This window comes from Fodinicola feengrottensis (assembly GCF_010993775.1).
GTDB classification, from domain to species: domain Bacteria; phylum Actinomycetota; class Actinomycetes; order Mycobacteriales; family HKI-0501; genus Fodinicola; species Fodinicola feengrottensis.
In genome coordinates this window covers 20,980-35,316 of record NZ_WOTO01000041.1, presented here as the reverse complement: position 1 = coordinate 35,316, position 14,337 = coordinate 20,980, and the positions used below count along the sequence as shown (strand labels likewise).

13 protein-coding genes are annotated in these 14,337 nt (G+C 68.7%); 5 read left to right on the top strand and 8 right to left on the bottom strand.

The annotated features are described in order from the left end of the window. Positions 1-171: 171 nt before the first annotated feature. The 3 genes from GNX96_RS56840 to GNX96_RS31820 are packed head-to-tail and all read left to right on the top strand — an operon-like array spanning position 172 to position 1,675. The gene (locus tag GNX96_RS56840; protein ID WP_279582036.1) at positions 172-384 is read left to right on the top strand and encodes a hypothetical protein; all 213 of its coding nucleotides are present in this window, start codon (positions 172-174) and stop codon (positions 382-384) included. After that, positions 354-1,346: a S8 family serine peptidase gene (locus tag GNX96_RS31825; RefSeq protein WP_279582035.1), complete on the top strand. Its 993-nt coding sequence runs from the start codon at positions 354-356 to the stop codon at positions 1,344-1,346. Before GNX96_RS56840 ends, GNX96_RS31825 begins: the two co-directional genes overlap by 31 nt. Beyond that, positions 1,343-1,675, top strand: a complete 333-nt coding sequence (locus GNX96_RS31820) for a hypothetical protein (protein ID WP_163571695.1) — start codon at positions 1,343-1,345, stop codon at positions 1,673-1,675. The genes GNX96_RS31825 and GNX96_RS31820 overlap by 4 nt, the downstream gene beginning before the upstream one ends. Here GNX96_RS31820 and GNX96_RS31815 read toward each other — a convergent pair. Then, complete coding sequence (locus GNX96_RS31815; RefSeq protein WP_163571694.1) at positions 1,593-2,492, bottom strand: zf-HC2 domain-containing protein; 900 nt, start codon at positions 2,490-2,492, stop codon at positions 1,593-1,595. The two genes, GNX96_RS31820 and GNX96_RS31815, sit on opposite strands and share 83 nt — an antisense overlap. 374 nt (positions 2,493-2,866) lie before the next feature. Between GNX96_RS31815 and GNX96_RS31810 the strand changes: the two genes are divergently transcribed. Both GNX96_RS31810 and GNX96_RS31805 read left to right on the top strand, forming a co-directional pair. Beyond that, positions 2,867-3,460: a helix-turn-helix transcriptional regulator gene (locus tag GNX96_RS31810; RefSeq protein ID WP_163571693.1), complete on the top strand. Its 594-nt coding sequence runs from the start codon at positions 2,867-2,869 to the stop codon at positions 3,458-3,460. A gap of 9 nt (positions 3,461-3,469) precedes the next feature. Further along, on the top strand, positions 3,470-4,543 hold the full coding sequence (locus GNX96_RS31805; RefSeq protein WP_163571692.1) for an LLM class flavin-dependent oxidoreductase: 1,074 nt from the start codon (positions 3,470-3,472) through the stop codon (positions 4,541-4,543). Positions 4,544-4,546: 3 nt separating this feature from the next. Here GNX96_RS31805 and GNX96_RS31800 read toward each other — a convergent pair whose 3' ends face one another. The 7 genes from GNX96_RS31800 to GNX96_RS31775 form a co-directional block, all read right to left on the bottom strand. After that, positions 4,547-5,260 (bottom strand): hypothetical protein, encoded by a 714-nt coding sequence (locus GNX96_RS31800; protein ID WP_163571691.1) that lies wholly within the window; start codon positions 5,258-5,260, stop codon positions 4,547-4,549. 29 nt (positions 5,261-5,289) lie between these two features. After that, on the bottom strand, positions 5,290-6,567 hold the full coding sequence (locus tag GNX96_RS31795) for a hypothetical protein (RefSeq protein ID WP_163571690.1): 1,278 nt from the start codon (positions 6,565-6,567) through the stop codon (positions 5,290-5,292). 39 nt (positions 6,568-6,606) lie between these two features. Then, positions 6,607-8,550 (bottom strand): hypothetical protein, encoded by a 1,944-nt coding sequence (locus GNX96_RS31790; protein ID WP_163571689.1) that lies wholly within the window; start codon positions 8,548-8,550, stop codon positions 6,607-6,609. After that, positions 8,454-9,464, bottom strand: coding sequence for a hypothetical protein (locus GNX96_RS31785; protein ID WP_163571688.1), 1,011 nt, complete (start codon positions 9,462-9,464; stop codon positions 8,454-8,456). The genes GNX96_RS31790 and GNX96_RS31785 overlap by 97 nt, the downstream gene beginning before the upstream one ends. Further along, positions 9,448-12,462: a hypothetical protein gene (locus GNX96_RS31780; protein ID WP_279582034.1), complete on the bottom strand. Its 3,015-nt coding sequence runs from the start codon at positions 12,460-12,462 to the stop codon at positions 9,448-9,450. The genes GNX96_RS31785 and GNX96_RS31780 overlap by 17 nt, the downstream gene beginning before the upstream one ends. Before the next feature lie 165 nt (positions 12,463-12,627). Continuing rightward, positions 12,628-13,080, bottom strand: a complete 453-nt coding sequence (locus GNX96_RS56835; RefSeq protein ID WP_279582033.1) for a hypothetical protein — start codon at positions 13,078-13,080, stop codon at positions 12,628-12,630. A gap of 2 nt (positions 13,081-13,082) precedes the next feature. Beyond that, positions 13,083-14,309 carry a hypothetical protein gene (locus GNX96_RS31775; protein ID WP_163571686.1) on the bottom strand — a complete coding sequence of 409 codons (1,227 nt, stop codon included), beginning with the start codon at positions 14,307-14,309 and terminating at the stop codon, positions 13,083-13,085. Positions 14,310-14,337 lie beyond the last annotated feature (28 nt).

The following is a 14,337-nucleotide window of genomic DNA, read 5'->3' as shown; positions in this document are numbered from 1 at the left end:
CACGGTGACCGGCACTTACCAGGGCTCGCCGGAGAATCTCAGCGAGCTGGCCCAGCGGTTCCTGGGCACCGCGAACCGGTCGGGCGACATCTACAACCTCAACGTCGGCCGGTCGCAGGGCGACGGCGGGAAGCTCGCCAAGGCGAACGACTCGCTGCACCAGGGGGGGAGATGGTGCTGCCGTGGGACGCGGTGGGCGCCGGCGTGCAGTACGGTCTGCTGCCCGCTGGTGGGCCGCCACCGGCCGCCGCTCCCGGCCCGGGCAGCAGCCCGCCGGCCAACGGCCAGCCAGTGCCCAAGAGCGGACCCGGCAGCGGCGCGCGCGAGAAGCCCCACCGGGCAATCCGGGAGCGTTGCCGACCGCGCCGCCACCCAAGCCGGTGAACCTCGGTGGCCACTGCGCCGCCGCGGCCAGTTCGACTTCCCCGTCCAACTGGGCGGCGCTTCGGCTCGCCCCGAACCAGGCCTGGAGCCGTACGCGCGGCAAGGGTCAGCTGGTCGCGATCGTGGACTCCGGTGCGGACGGCAGCCTGCCGCAGCTGGCCGGGCATATCGCGATCGGCGCGGACGTGGTGTCCGGCAGTGGCCGCGGCAACACCGACTGCCTGGGCAGCGGAACCGGGATGGCCGGCATCGTGGTCGCCCAGGCGGCCGGCGGCAGCACCATGTCCGGGGTCGCGCCAGACGCCACCGTGCTGCCTGTACGGGTGGTGACGACCACCCCGACCGCGACCCCGGCGAACGAGGCCGCGGCCATCCAGGTGGCCGTCTCGGCCGGAGCCGGTGTCATCGCGCTCGGCTCCTATGTCAACGTCAACGATCCGGCCGTGGCCAAGGCGATCGCGGCGGCAGTCGGTCGGGACATCGTGGTGGTGTTGGCAGCGGGTACGTCAGGATCGACCAACCCGGCGCTGGCCGGCGCGAAGGCGGCCACGCTGCGGGTCGGTGGCGTCGGCGTGGACGGAAGCCTCGCCGCCGCCTACCAGGTCGGCACGGTGAACGTGGTCGCTCCCGGCATGAACGTCTCGACTCTCGGCATCACCGGCACCGGGACGGTGCCAGCCAACGGTACGCAGTTCTCGGTGGCTTTCGTCGCGGCCGAGGTCGCGCTGGTACGGGCCGCGCTGCCGGGCCTGTCAGCGGTCCAGGTCGTGCATCGCGTCGAGGTCACCGCGGACCGGATGTCCAGCGGAGCCGTTCCGGACAGCCACTACGGCTTCGGCATGATCAACCCCGCCGAGTCGGTCACCCGCGCGCTGCCCGAGGAGCGGCAGTCGATCTCACCGCCGACCGAGCGGTTCGGCACCAGTGTGGTGGCGGCGGGCGCGACCGGATCACCGCGGTGATCATCGTGACGATCGTCGGCATCGTCTCGGCCGTGCTGCTGTTCTTCCGCGTACGCAGGCTGATCCGGCCCGTCGCGGACGACGTCGTCGCCGACCCGCGGCCGACCCCACCCCCGCCGCCGGCGGCACCCGTACCAGCTCCCGCGCCGGTCACGCAGCCGGTCATGCAGCCAGTTATGCAGCCGGCCATCCAGCCAACTCAGCAGCCGGTCATGCAGCCAACCGTCCAGTCAACTCTGCAACCGACTATGCAGCCGAATATGCAGCCGGCAGGTGTCCCGATGGCTCCGGCGGGTGTCCCACATCCGCCGGAGGCGGGCGCCTTCTGAGGTGTTCTTCCAGCGACTCTCGCGGTGACCGGCGAGTCGTCAGCGTGACTTCGGGACGGCCGCCGAGATGACCGGTGTGCCGTCCGCGCCGGCGACGGTGAAGAAGGCCAGGTTCGACAGCGCGACCGGCACGTCGCGCGGTGAGGTCGTGTGGCGCGGCCGAGCCGACCCAGGTGGTGATCTGGCGCGTCTGGTCATCCAAGGTCACGACGTAGAGCTTGTACGTGGTGTCCGGCCGTAGCCCGGAGACGGTCGCCCGGACCGTGACGCCGGTGCCGTTCGTGACGGCCACCACCGAGAGAGTCGCGCCGTTCGAGGCGCCCGCGGTCGCCGCGAGGCGGACCGGTCCCTGGTCCTGCCGGCCGCCGCCGCCCTGATCACCGACGAGCAGGCTGACAACGATCGTCGCCGAGATGAAGACCACCAGCACCAGGGCGGCAACACCCAGCAGGCCGGTCCCCCGTCGACGCCGGCCGAGCAGGCCAGACCACCGCTGCCGACCCGGCCCCCTGGACTTCGGCCGGGTCACTCCGCCCGGGCGCCTGGAGCCTGGCGGCGGCTTGGCCGGTCGGGCCGGTTCGGCCGACGGCTGGTCAGTGACCTGAGGTCCGGAACCAGCGACCGGGCGGGTAATCCCGAACTCGGCGATGATGTCGCGGGACTCCTGCTCGGAGAACAGCCCCAGCGCCGCACCTGTCCCGGTGAGCTCGTCGGACTCGGCCCGACACGGTCCGCAGGCGGCGAGATGCCGCTCGACCTCGACCCGCTCGGTCGCGTCCAACGCGCCCAGCAGGTAGGGGCCCAGCGAGAGCCGCACGTGCTGCTCTTCCGTGAAGTCCACTCGGTATCAGTTCCTCAACGCGTCAGGACCGCTTCGGCACGCCACATGCCTATTACGTACGCACCGGCCGTCGGGTTCACTCCGCAGCGGGGCGACTTCACCAGACAGGACCTAGCCAGAGGGTAGTACCCCCAGGCCAGTACGGGCCTGTCCACTCTTCGGGGACTCGGCTGGCCACCAGAAAAGTGCCCCATCGGTGAACCCCGGTGCGGTCCGGTCCGTCATGGGGGCAGCGACCTCGCGGCGGCCCGCGGCGAAGGACGCGAACCAGTCGCTGTGGAGGTGCCAAGTGGAGGTGGGCGTGTGTTCAGCGTCGCGATCGTCGACGACCAGCCGGTGTCCCGGGGGGCATGGAAAGGCTCGTCGGCCAGGACCCGAACCTGTGGGTGGCCGACTCGGTCAGCACGCTGGACGACCTCTCCCGGACCGGGCCGGGCGCGTACGACATCGTGGTCGTCGACCTGCCCGCACAGCTGGCCACCACCAGCCTGGAGCTGGTCTCGCGGACCGCGGCCGTCGGTCGCCCGCTGGTGTGCGCGTCCTGGGAACAGCCGCCCACGCTGCTGTCCACGATCCGGGCCGGCGCCCGCGGCTGCATCACCCGCCAGAGCGAGCAGACAGCCGTACGGGCGGCCCTGCGGACCGTCGCCGAAGGCGGCTTCTCGCTGTGCCCGCGGCTGGTCGACCGCTTTCAGGCCGAGCTGTCCCGGCAGGTCGAGGAAGACCCGAGCGGGCTGGCTCCGCGCGAGATCGAGACCTTGCGCTGGATCGCGTTGGGCTACACCCACGCCCAGGTCGCGCGGCGGATGGGGCTGTCGCAGGCGACCGTGCACACGTACGCGAAACGGCTGCGCGCCAAGCTCAACGTGAACAACAAGGCCGACCTGACCCGGATGGCCATCGAGCTGGGCCACCTGCCCGAGAAGTCGTCGCCAGCCGCGTAGGAGTTCGCCGTGCAGTTCGGGATCTTCACCATCGGTGACGTGACGACCGATCCCACCACCGGTGTGCCGATGTCCGAGCACGAACGGATCAAGGCGATGGTCTCGATCGCGTGCAAGGCGGAGGAAGTCGGGCTGGACGTGTTCGCGACCGGCGAGCATCACAACCCACCGTTCGTGCCGTCGTCGCCGACCACGATGCTCGGGTATGTGGCGGCCAGGACCAGCCGGATCACCCTGTCCACCGCCACCACGCTGATCACCACGAACGACCCGGTGAAGATCGCCGAGGACTTCGCGATGCTGCAGCATCTGACCGACGGCCGGGTCGACCTGATGCTGGGCCGCGGCAACACCGGTCCGGTGTTTCCGTGGTTTGGCAAGGATATTCGCCAGAGCATGGAACTGGCGACGGAGAACTACCAGCTGCTGCATCGGTTGTGGCGGGAAGACGTGGTGGAGTGGGAAGGGAGGTTTCGTACGCCGTTGCACGGCTTCACATCGACACCACGACCGTTGGACGGGGTGCCGCCTTTCGTGTGGCACGGGTCGATCCGCAGCCCGGAAGTCGCTGAGCAGGCTGCCTATTACGGCGACGGCTTCTTCGCCAATCACATTTTCTGGCCGACAGAGCATTTCCAGCAATTGACTCAGCTGTACAGGCAGCGGTACGAACACCACGGCCACGGCTCGGCCGACCAGGCCATCGTGGGCCTCGGTGGGCAGGCGTTCATCCGGAAGAGGTCGCAGGACGCGATCGCCGAGTTTCGGCCGTACTTCGACAACGCACCGGTGTACGGGCACGGGCCGTCGCTGGAGAGTTACCTGGGCCAGACGCCGCTGTCGGTCGGCAGCCCGCAGGAAGTCATCGACAAGACGCTGACCTTTCGCGAGCAGTTCGGCGACTACCAGCGCCAGCTGTGGCTGATGGACCACGCCGGCCTGCCGCTGAAGACCGTGCTGGAGCAGCTCGACATCCTCGGCGAGGAAATCGTCCCTACGCTCCGCGCGGAACTCGACGCGAAACGCCCATCGCACGTACCCGCCGGACCGGCCCATCCCCGCCGGCCGGCGGTCTCTTCCTGACTTTCAGCATTCCAGGATCGCGGTGATCACCGCGTCGAGATGCGCCTCCTGGTCCGCTGGCAGGACCACCTTGAGGTCGCGCAGCCCCAGCAGCAGGGGTGCCTTCGCCTCGGGTGGCAGGTATTTCTTGTACTGGCTGATCCGATGGACGGCCGCGTCCGGCGCCGCCGCCCCGGTCAGCAGATCGTTGAGCGCGCCCAGGGTCGCGTGGCTCGCCATGTCGGCCGCTTCGCCCCCAGCCAGCGCGGCGTAAAGCGGCACCAGCTGCCGTACGCGTTGCTCCCGCCCGGCCGCGCTCTTGTCCGGGGCCGCGAGCAGTCGCTGGAAAATCTGCTGTCCGCGGCCGGTTTCCTCGGTCAGATAGGACGCGACCCCGTCAGCCTCACCCAACTCGACCAGGTCCAGGGCGGCGCTGTGCGCGGCGAAGAACGGAGCACGGGCGGCGACCTGCCGCACCACCGGCCCGAGTGTCCTGACGGGCAGGTCCGGCAGCGAGCCTGCGCCGAAATGGATCGTCAACGGCGTGGTGACAAACTCCTGAACCGGCTCCGGCGGCGGGGAGCCCACCGTACGGCGGCGGTTGCCAGCGGCGAACAACAGCAGATCCAGCGTGAGGTCGTCGTGCACCGGACCAGCCGCTGGGGTCCCCGCGGGGACCCCTTCACGAACTGTCCACGGGTTGCCGAGGAAGGACACCAGGCCACCGGCGGCCGGCATCGCGGCGGTACGACCGGGGACCTGATGGATCAGCGAGGCTCGGTAGCCGTCCAGAAGCCGTGGAGTTCGCTGGTCTCGGACATGCCGCGGTTGATGACGATCGGCACCTTGCCGGCCCACAAATGCTGCTCGAACAACGAACCGAGCTGGGTGGTCAGCTCATGCCGCGGCTTGTCATCGGCCTGGAATTTGCCCAGGACAACGATCGGCTGGCCGACCTTCGCGACCAGCGGGACCAGGGTGTCCAGGAAGGAAGCGGGAACACCGTCGCCAAGCACGGTGATTCCAGGGGTGACAGTGCCGGTGGGTTGGCCGTACACAGTGGCATGGGGCGGGAGAACGATCGGCCGGGACGACTGCCCCTGGGGACCGAACCTCAGCTCGTGGAGAAGGTCAACCAAGGTGCCGACGTACGGCGTGAACCGGATCTGCTGCCGGTTCTGCGCAAGCACCACCCCTTGGCCGGTGCCTGGGTCCATCACGGCGGCCCCCTGCGGGCCGTTGTCGCCGATAAAGATCCTGGTCACCCCCTGCTCGTCGTCGACTTCGACGATTCCCCGGCCGCTGGTCGGCGACTCCAACAGCCGCAGCAGCTCGGCGTACCCAGCGACCACGACGGTCTCGCTGCCGGCTCTGCGAACGGCGTCGGTGTCCGCACTGTCCAGCGGCCGGCCGAAGCCGGCCAGCACCGGTCCGTACGAGTGGTCGACCAGCCCCGGCGGCAAGCCGAGCTCGACGCCGTTGGGCCCAAAGACAAGCCGTCCGGACAGGTACGGCCGGTCCGCCCAGATCTCCGCGATCTCGGCCGTAACGTCGCCGTACACACCGGCCGAGCGGCTGGCGGCCGGCACCACTCGCAGCATCCAAGCGCGGTCCAGCGAGGTGGCTCTGCCGTGCTGGTCGAGTGGCACCACACGGTCCTGCGCGAGCCCAAGCGGCTGGCCGCCGGGGACCAGGTGAGCGGCTCGAATCTGGACGGGCAGTCGCAGGTCGTCGGCCAGCGCGGCGAGACCGGGAAGGTCCAGCCGGCCCTGCACGGACAGCAGCGGCACGTACGCCCTCCGGTCGAGCGCCTCCGCCGGAGTGCGGTCCAGATAGCCCATGACCAGTGACTTGTCGAGCCCGCCCGGTCCGTGGCTCAGCGGGATGATCTCCGGCATCGGCGGTCGCGTGTTGGCCTCGCCGTAGTGCGGATCATCCTCAGCCTTGCCCGCGCCGTTGAGGTGCAGATACATGCCGCCGGTTTCCGGCGGCGGAGCCAGCCGGCTGTCCGCGCAGAGTTCGAGCATCACCTGGCTGGGGCTCATCGGCTTCCTCCTCGATCAGTCGTGATGCGTACGCCGGCGTCAGCCATAGCAGAGAGACAACCTCTCGATCATCAGGTTGACCAGGTACGCGTGATGCTCGCGGCTTCCGTCCTGCTGCTGGTAGAGAGCGGCCAGCGGGGTGTTCTTCAGCCGTTCGCTCAGCTGGGGCATCTCGTTGTTCTTCAGCAGTTCGTGAACCTCGGTCATCCGGTAGATCCAGGCGGCCTTGTCCTGCGGATCCAGCCGGCACGGCGTGCCGCTCGTGCCGGGCGTCGCCGTCGCCCGCAGCCGGGACAGACCGAGCAACTGGTCAACGATCCTGGGCGATTCCCTGGTCGGGGCGGTGATCTGCTCGGCGATGCGCTCGGTCAGCTGCTCGGCCTGCCCGGGCACCAGCTCAAGCACCTTCCCGACGGCTTCAAACACGACGGCGTTGGCATCGTCGATGGTTGCGGCCAGCATGGCCATCTCGCCCGGAGCCAGCTGGCCTTTGGAGATCAGCCGCAGCAACCGGTCGAGCCAGGGCTTGCGTTCTTCCAAGGACGTTTTCGGCGTCAGCAGGTCGACGACGAACGCGTCCAGCGGCGCGTCGGCGGGCTCGAAATCCGGCTCCAGGTTGGTCAGGCTGAACGGCTGCGCCGGCACGTACCGGGCGGCCGTCGGATCGGACAGTCCGGCGGACTTCACCAGATCGAGCAGCAGCTCGTACGGCGCCGCCTCGGGCAGACCTGCCAGCCGCCGGCGAAGTCCAGGTGCCGTCAGCTCGTCGACATGCGCCCGCAGGTACGCCTCGCTTGCCGGCCAGTCGTCAAGTGACAGCCAGTCGTTGAGCACCGCCGGCAGTTCGTGCCCGGTCGGTACGCCCGGCAGCTGGTCAGCCTGCTCGAACACGCTTCGCGTGAGTTCGGCTTCCAGCAGGATCTGCTCGCCGTCAGGCGCCCACACCCGCGTCACGCCGTCCTTGCCAGCGCTGTCGTGCCGAACTACCACCGGCCGGTAGAGCTGCCGGAGGGTTTCCAGCTCGTCCGCCGGCGCCGCCATCACGTAGACCACCGGATGGACGCCGATCCGGGCGGACCGCTTCAGCGTGGTCTCCAGGTCCGCCATCAGCCGGTTCCTGTCCACCGACGACGACGCGTACACGGCCACGACCGGACGTTTCATCCCCGTCGCCCAGTCTCTGAGCTCTTCGAGGCGCGAGGGATACGCTGCCCAGCCACCGAGCGCGAGTACGCGGCCCTGCCATTGCAGTCCGGACGGCGGTGTGACGAGCGGATCCGGCCCGGCCAACGCCTTGAGGGTGGACACCAGGTCGCCACCGACCACCCGCGGTGTGACCGTACCGCCGGTGAAGTCGATCCACTGACCGTCTTCGGGAACCCACCGGCCCTGCGCGTCCTGGCCAACGGCCGTCGCGGCCGCCAACCCGCCGGGCTCCCAGAGCGCTCCCAGCCGTTCCATGAAACCCTGGCCAATACCCTGTCCGCCGGTGAAACACGACACCAACGCGAGCTTCTTTCCCGCCGTACCAGGCCGCGACCGGACCAATTCCTGGAACTGCGCCGCCGACAGCAGCTGATTCCCCACCCGTACCCGACTGCCATCGGTCCCGTGCACGAAAAAGACGGCCCAGCCCGGCTGGCTGGGCAACCGCCCTGCCGCCTCCAACTCCCTGGCCGCGGCCGCATCGTCTGGACCACGCAGGTAATACCCACTCGGCACTCGTACGACGTTCTCAGCAGGCCACACCTTCCCGTTGCGCAACACCGAACCCGACACCAGAAAACCGTCGTCCGCGGTGCCATCCCGGAGCCCGCCGAACTCCATCGGTTCGCCGGGAAGACGATCGGTGGACCCAGCGAACTCACCGAAAAGAGCGCGATCTTTCAGCGCGTACGCGTCATCGACAAGCCGCTCGGCCTCATCAAGGTGGCGAGCCGCACTGACCGTACGGTGGTCATCGACACCGAAGCTCCCGACCATCGACTCATGCACGTGGGTCGCGTGGCGCAGGCCAAGGAGCGCCGCTGCCAGGTTCTGGTTCGCCGCCGGCACGTGCGGCATCGCCGCCATTCCCCCCCGCCCAAACCGTCCAGCGCTCTGGCGATCCGCCGGTTTTCCTGCCCCCGGTAGGAGATCATCTGGGCGACGGCGCGACTACGGCTGGCGGCCTCGGTGTCGGTTAACCTGCCCGCACCCATCGTTTCCCTTATTTTTTCCCGAAACTCCAGAGTCCGTCGGCCGACCGCACCGAGGCCACCGCCCCGCCCGCGCCACCTGCGGAACTCGATCCCGAGCAGCGTCAGTGGCCGGCCGTCGACCGTGACATGGTCCAGCTCGGCCTGCGACGACTTGAGCCCGAAGAAGTCCGCCAAGCTGACTCGCGGGATCGGCGTTCCGTCCGGCATCGTCCTGCCATACAACAAGTTGTTCATCAGATGGGAATGTTGACGGTTGAGGAACAAGTCGATGCGGTCGGCGTCCACGTCCGCCATGTCCAGCTCAACGGCGGCCTCCCACGAATCGTGGTAGGCGACGCTGTCCTGGACCTTGGTGTTGAGGAAGCCGATGATGATCTCCCTGACACGATCGCCCTCGGCTTCGAAGAACTGATGAACCAGTGGCGGCAGGCCGTCGTGGATGCCGACGAAGTCGACCCGAAACAGCGCGGTTATCAAGGACTTCGTGATGGATTGGTTGGACCACTCGGTGTAGAAGCGCGCGACCAGATGCGGATATACACCGGTCATGAGGCCCGCCAGCGTCCGACGCTCCAGTGCCAGCGACCCCGAATCCACTCCCAGGCTGGACCGATCGATGAAATCCGCGAACTCCTGAGCGATGATTCCGCCGACCTCACGACCATCGGAAAGCAGGCTGCTACTGTCGCCGAGCATCGGACCCAGTGCGCCAACGCGATCGGAGTTTTGTTCGGCGTACTCCCAGAATCTCGGACAGCTTGTCCAGCGGGACACCCCACGTCCACTGGCTGAGCTGGGTGGGCCGTCCTTCGTTGAGGGCGCCCAGCCGCTGACCAAACCGGCTCAGAGTGATCCCCGATTCCGGCGTCTGCAGGTCGACAAGTGGCCAGTTCGTGTATCTCGGGATGGCGAAGAATGCCTCCACACCCCGCCGATAGGATGCCCATACCTGTTCGAACTCGGGGCGCAAAAGACCGTCCGAGCCTCTCTCGCCGGGCACGGTCGCGTACCTGTCGGTGACGAACTCGAAAGTGCTGACGGACATTTGTTCCCACGAGCCGTCCGCCAGCACCTCTCGCCGCCAACCGTTGTCCAAAACGATCTTGTAGTGGTCTCCCCATCCCACCAGGTTTTCGTTGTCGTCGGCCGAATCCCTGATCATATCGACGTGAGTCAGGTCCGTCTGGCCCGCCGGGACCGCCGTGACGCTCAGCGCCTCGAACTCAAGACCGCCTCCGGTGTACGGGATGCCGTCCTCGTCCACTGAGGGTGGGTCGAGCAGAGTTCGTACGGTCGAGCCCGACTCAGGCTCCGCCGGCGGTGCCGACTGGAGCACGCCCCTGCGATCGAACACCGCCGACCGCAGGTCGGCTTCCAACAACCAGCCGTGCGGACCGGCCGACGAGCCATCGGCGACGAACTGCTCGCGGCCCTCGTCGTCCCGTACGACCAGGCCGGAGCCGTCATACCACGCGACGGCGGCGTGCCCGGCCGTCCCTGGCCGGCCCATCAGGATGGCCGCCACGGCACCCGGTCCAGCCTTCACCACTCGATGCCGCAAGTCGGCGAACGAGCCGGACGCCACGAACTCCCGATCGGGGATAGTCGCCAGCACCCTGCTGGTCGTCAGCCGGCCAGCGCCGTCGCGGACACCGAGGTCATCGGAGGATCGCAGGACCCGAACCCCGCCCTTGAAGATCGCGGCGACGGCCTCCCCGGCCCACACCTCACACGCACCGACGCGGTCGAACCCGACCTCCACGACCGCGGTCCTGATCCGCTGTGCGGCCTCTCGATGGGCGTCGGTCCCGGACAGAACCGGGCTGGCGGAGGCCGTCGAACCCTCCGCCCGGTGGATCTCGTCGAGGTGGTCGAAGGACCGCTGAATCGTAGTGCGGTCGACGTCCTCACCGAGCCAGAGCAGCTGGCCGTCCGAACTGACCAGCCGCCAGCCGGACCGGACCGACCGGCCGGAATCGCCGGCCAGCTCGAAAATCGTCGCCATCCGGTGCTCTCGACGCACCTGTTCGATCGCCAGCGGGTCGCCGCCAACGAGCAGGACGCCCGTACGCGCCAGCGTCGGATCGTCGGTGAGCATCGCGTGTAGCGCGTCCAGCCGAGCCACCGAGAACCGGCGTACGCCACCCGGTCCGGTCCGATCGGGCCGCATCACCACCAACGGCCGGCCACGCCCAGCGGCGACGGCACCTGTCCGGGCCACCACGGGCGGCACCGTCGTCGGGGCGTCCCCCCGACACCGCACGCCACCTTCCCCCGGCTCGCCGGCCAGCCGTTCCCACAGCACCGAGTCGGCGAGCTCCGCCAGCGCAGCCTCGGGCGTACGAGCAGCCAGCTCATCCAGCTCATCGCGCCGCAACACGCTGGCGAGCCGGCGCAGGCGACCGCCCGGCTCGCGCACGCTCCACCCGCCCGGGCTGGACAGACCGTCTGGCCCGGCGGTCACCACGTCGGCGACGCCGTACGGCCGGACGAGCAGAATCTGGCGCCGGTCAGCCAGCTGAGCCAGCGCCAGCTCGTCGGCAGCACGGATCGCGTCCGACCCCCGCGGCTCGAAGAGCACGACCAGTGCTCGCGGCGTGTCCAGGTGGTATTCCCGCAGTATCTGTTCCAGATCACCGAAGTTGCTCGCCCCGATGGCCACGTTGTCGCGACGGGAAACGTGGTGGAAGACGACCACCGGCTGGTCCATGCCGTCCGTCGTACGCAGCAGTGCGGCGATGTTCCGCTGGTGTTGCTTCGCTGAGACAGCACCGTACGTACCCATGCCATCCGGTTTGGTGCCGATCTGGACCCCGTACCAGGCCTCTCGTCGCCACACGTTGCCTTTTTGCCAGCTGCTGGCCTGCCACACCGCTCTCGCCTGATCGTGGACCGCGCTCGCGGCCGGCGCGAACAGCTCCAGCAACTGGGCGAGTCCCGCCGAGTCGGCGTCGGTCACCCGTCCGTCGAAATGGTGACCGAGCTGCTGTGGCCGGTAGTTGTCTGGTCCGGCCACGGCGGACAGCTTGACGAGGCGTTGCAGCACGCGGACCAGGAACTGCAGATGCCCGACGGCGTCGATGCCGTCCGGGATCCGAAGTTCGACGTGGTCGCGCTCGGGGTCGCCGATGCTGCCCAACAACGGCGTCAGCGACAGCGCGGAAGAGGCCAGGTGGGCGATCTCCTCCCAGCTGGCCTCTTCGGCCGGCAGCTGATCGAGCGGCGTCGCGAACTGGATGCCACGGTGATGCCGGCCGTTCGCGCCGACCCGGTAAAGCAGGTCCAGCCGGTGCCGCACATGCAGAAGGAGGTTCATCAGCAGGCGCGGTTGCTGATCGAACGACTTCACCGAGACGTGGATGTGCGACCCGGTACGGGTGCTGAAAACCCCACCGTTACGCCGAATCACCGCGTACGCCAGCGCGATGTCGTACCAGCTCTCGCGCCACTTTCCCGGGCCGTAAGGCAGAATCGGGCTCGGCAGCTCACCTGCCGCGGTGTCCTCGACCTGCACCGACCAGGTGTCCCGCCGATGGCTGTATTCCGCCAGCATCGCCGCGTGGTAGTCCTGCATCCGAGGATGCCTCGAGAGGCCGAACCGCTGCAGGTCGGTGGCGATCGCCGTCCCCAGCCCGGCCACCTTGACCCCCGGCGTCGCGTCGTACTCGAGTTCGTTTCCCCACTCGACGTCCAACTCGCCCGCAGCGGATCCAGCTGAACCGGGATGCGCGACTCGCGCAGCGTCCAGGCCACCAACTCGCCCTCGGTCACCGGCCGGCCGAGCTCCACGGACCGGGCGAGGTGACCGCTGTCCACCGTCCGGTAGCCGGCCGGTTCGGCGCCGCCAACCAGCTCCCAGTCACCGGGGAGTCCGTCCGCCCACTGTGCGGCGAGGTCGTCCCGAGCCGCCGCGACCCGCTGGCCGACGCCGGGTACGAACACCGGCACGGTCGCCTTGCCGACCCACTCCCGCAGCGAGTCGAGCAGGCCGCTGGTCGTCGGCGAGGCGGCCACCACCCGGACCGGCAGCCGGGACGGCGACTTCAATGCCCGCTGCCACCATCTTGCGATCGGTCCGCTTGTCGCCGGTGAGGAACACCGTACGAAGGTCGGTACGAAGACGCGTGGCCCCGGCGAGATCCGCCGAGCCGGTGCCGTAGACGAGCCGGTCGGGCCGGACGATTCTGCTCAGCGGAATTCCACGCGGCTGGGACGAGACATCACTGGCGAGCGTCAACGCGTCCACGGTCCGCGAGGGTGCCACCGGCTGGCCCGACCGAACCGGTTTCCCGTCCGCGCCGAAGCGCACCACAGTCACACCTGGCTGGGAAATCGCCGCCGCGCGAACATCGGTGGGATGCGCGAACGCCTCCCGGTCGAGCAGACCCGGTTCCTGCGTGTCGATCCACCGCAGGATGGTGCCCGCCTCGGTCGGTTCTGACCACAGCCAGAACACATGGCCGTATCCGCCGTTACCGGCCGGCAGCCGCAAAAAAGCGCCATCGTGCCAGCGAAGGCGTGCAGCCAGTGGGTCAGCTTCGGCACGTCTTCCAAGGGCTCGAACGAACTGTCGGCGCGGTGCCGCGCGTCGCCCTGCGGGAGGATCTCCAGCAGATGTTCCAGATCGGCGACTCGCAGCTTCGCCGGATCCGCCGCCAGTTCCACGTCGGCCCGGTTCCCGGCCCGACCGTAATAGGCGACAAACGCCGCGTACGCCCGAGGAAGACAGTCAGCCAACGCCTCGGTCAAGTCAGCGGCTGGCGGCGCCTCGATCGCGCCCACCAGTGCACGCAGCCGGGCCGCCGGTGAATTGACCCGGTCCTGGGCAATTTCCAAAGCCCGGCTGAGAATCTGTCCCGCCGACAGGCGCGGCGTCACCTCGGCGGTCCGCGCTTGCAAAGCGTGCGCGATCTGGGCGACTTCGCGCGCGCTCTCGACATTGGTCAGAGCGTCGGCTATCCGACCAGGACTCTCAGGCAACGCGGCCGAGATGGCGTCGTACGCCCCGGAGGCATATCGCAGGTCCGCCGCCGCCTCCTGCGCGTTGTTCGTCACCGCCGTGACCAGGGCCTCGACTTCGCCTCGCGACACCCCATTCTCGGCCGCGGCCGACAAACTCTGGACAAGCTGGCTGGTCTTTTGCCTGGTGCTCTCAACCGCCTCGAGGTTGCGAAGGATGAGACCGGCCGCTTCGCCGTCGGACATCGGCAGCGTACGAGGCGTCGCCGCGAGGCTCGCCGCGAGGCTCGCCGCGAACTGATCGGTTATCCGGTCGACCTGACTCACATCCGAGAGCAGCGAGTGGAGGAACTCCCGGATCTCAATGACGAGCAAGTCCTCCGGATAGTGGTCGGCTTCCCGGAAGTTGGTGCTTATCCCGTACTCGCTCATCGGGACCCGTCGAATCGGCGTTCCGTCCGGCATGCGCGAACCGAACAGCAGGTTGTTCACCACGCTCGCCTGACGTTCCCGCGCTGGATGGTCCGGAGCAGCGGCGTGCTCAAGGAACACGTCAATCGTTGCGGTGGCCTCGTCGAACAATCCAAGGTCTGGCCGTCTGGATCAGGTC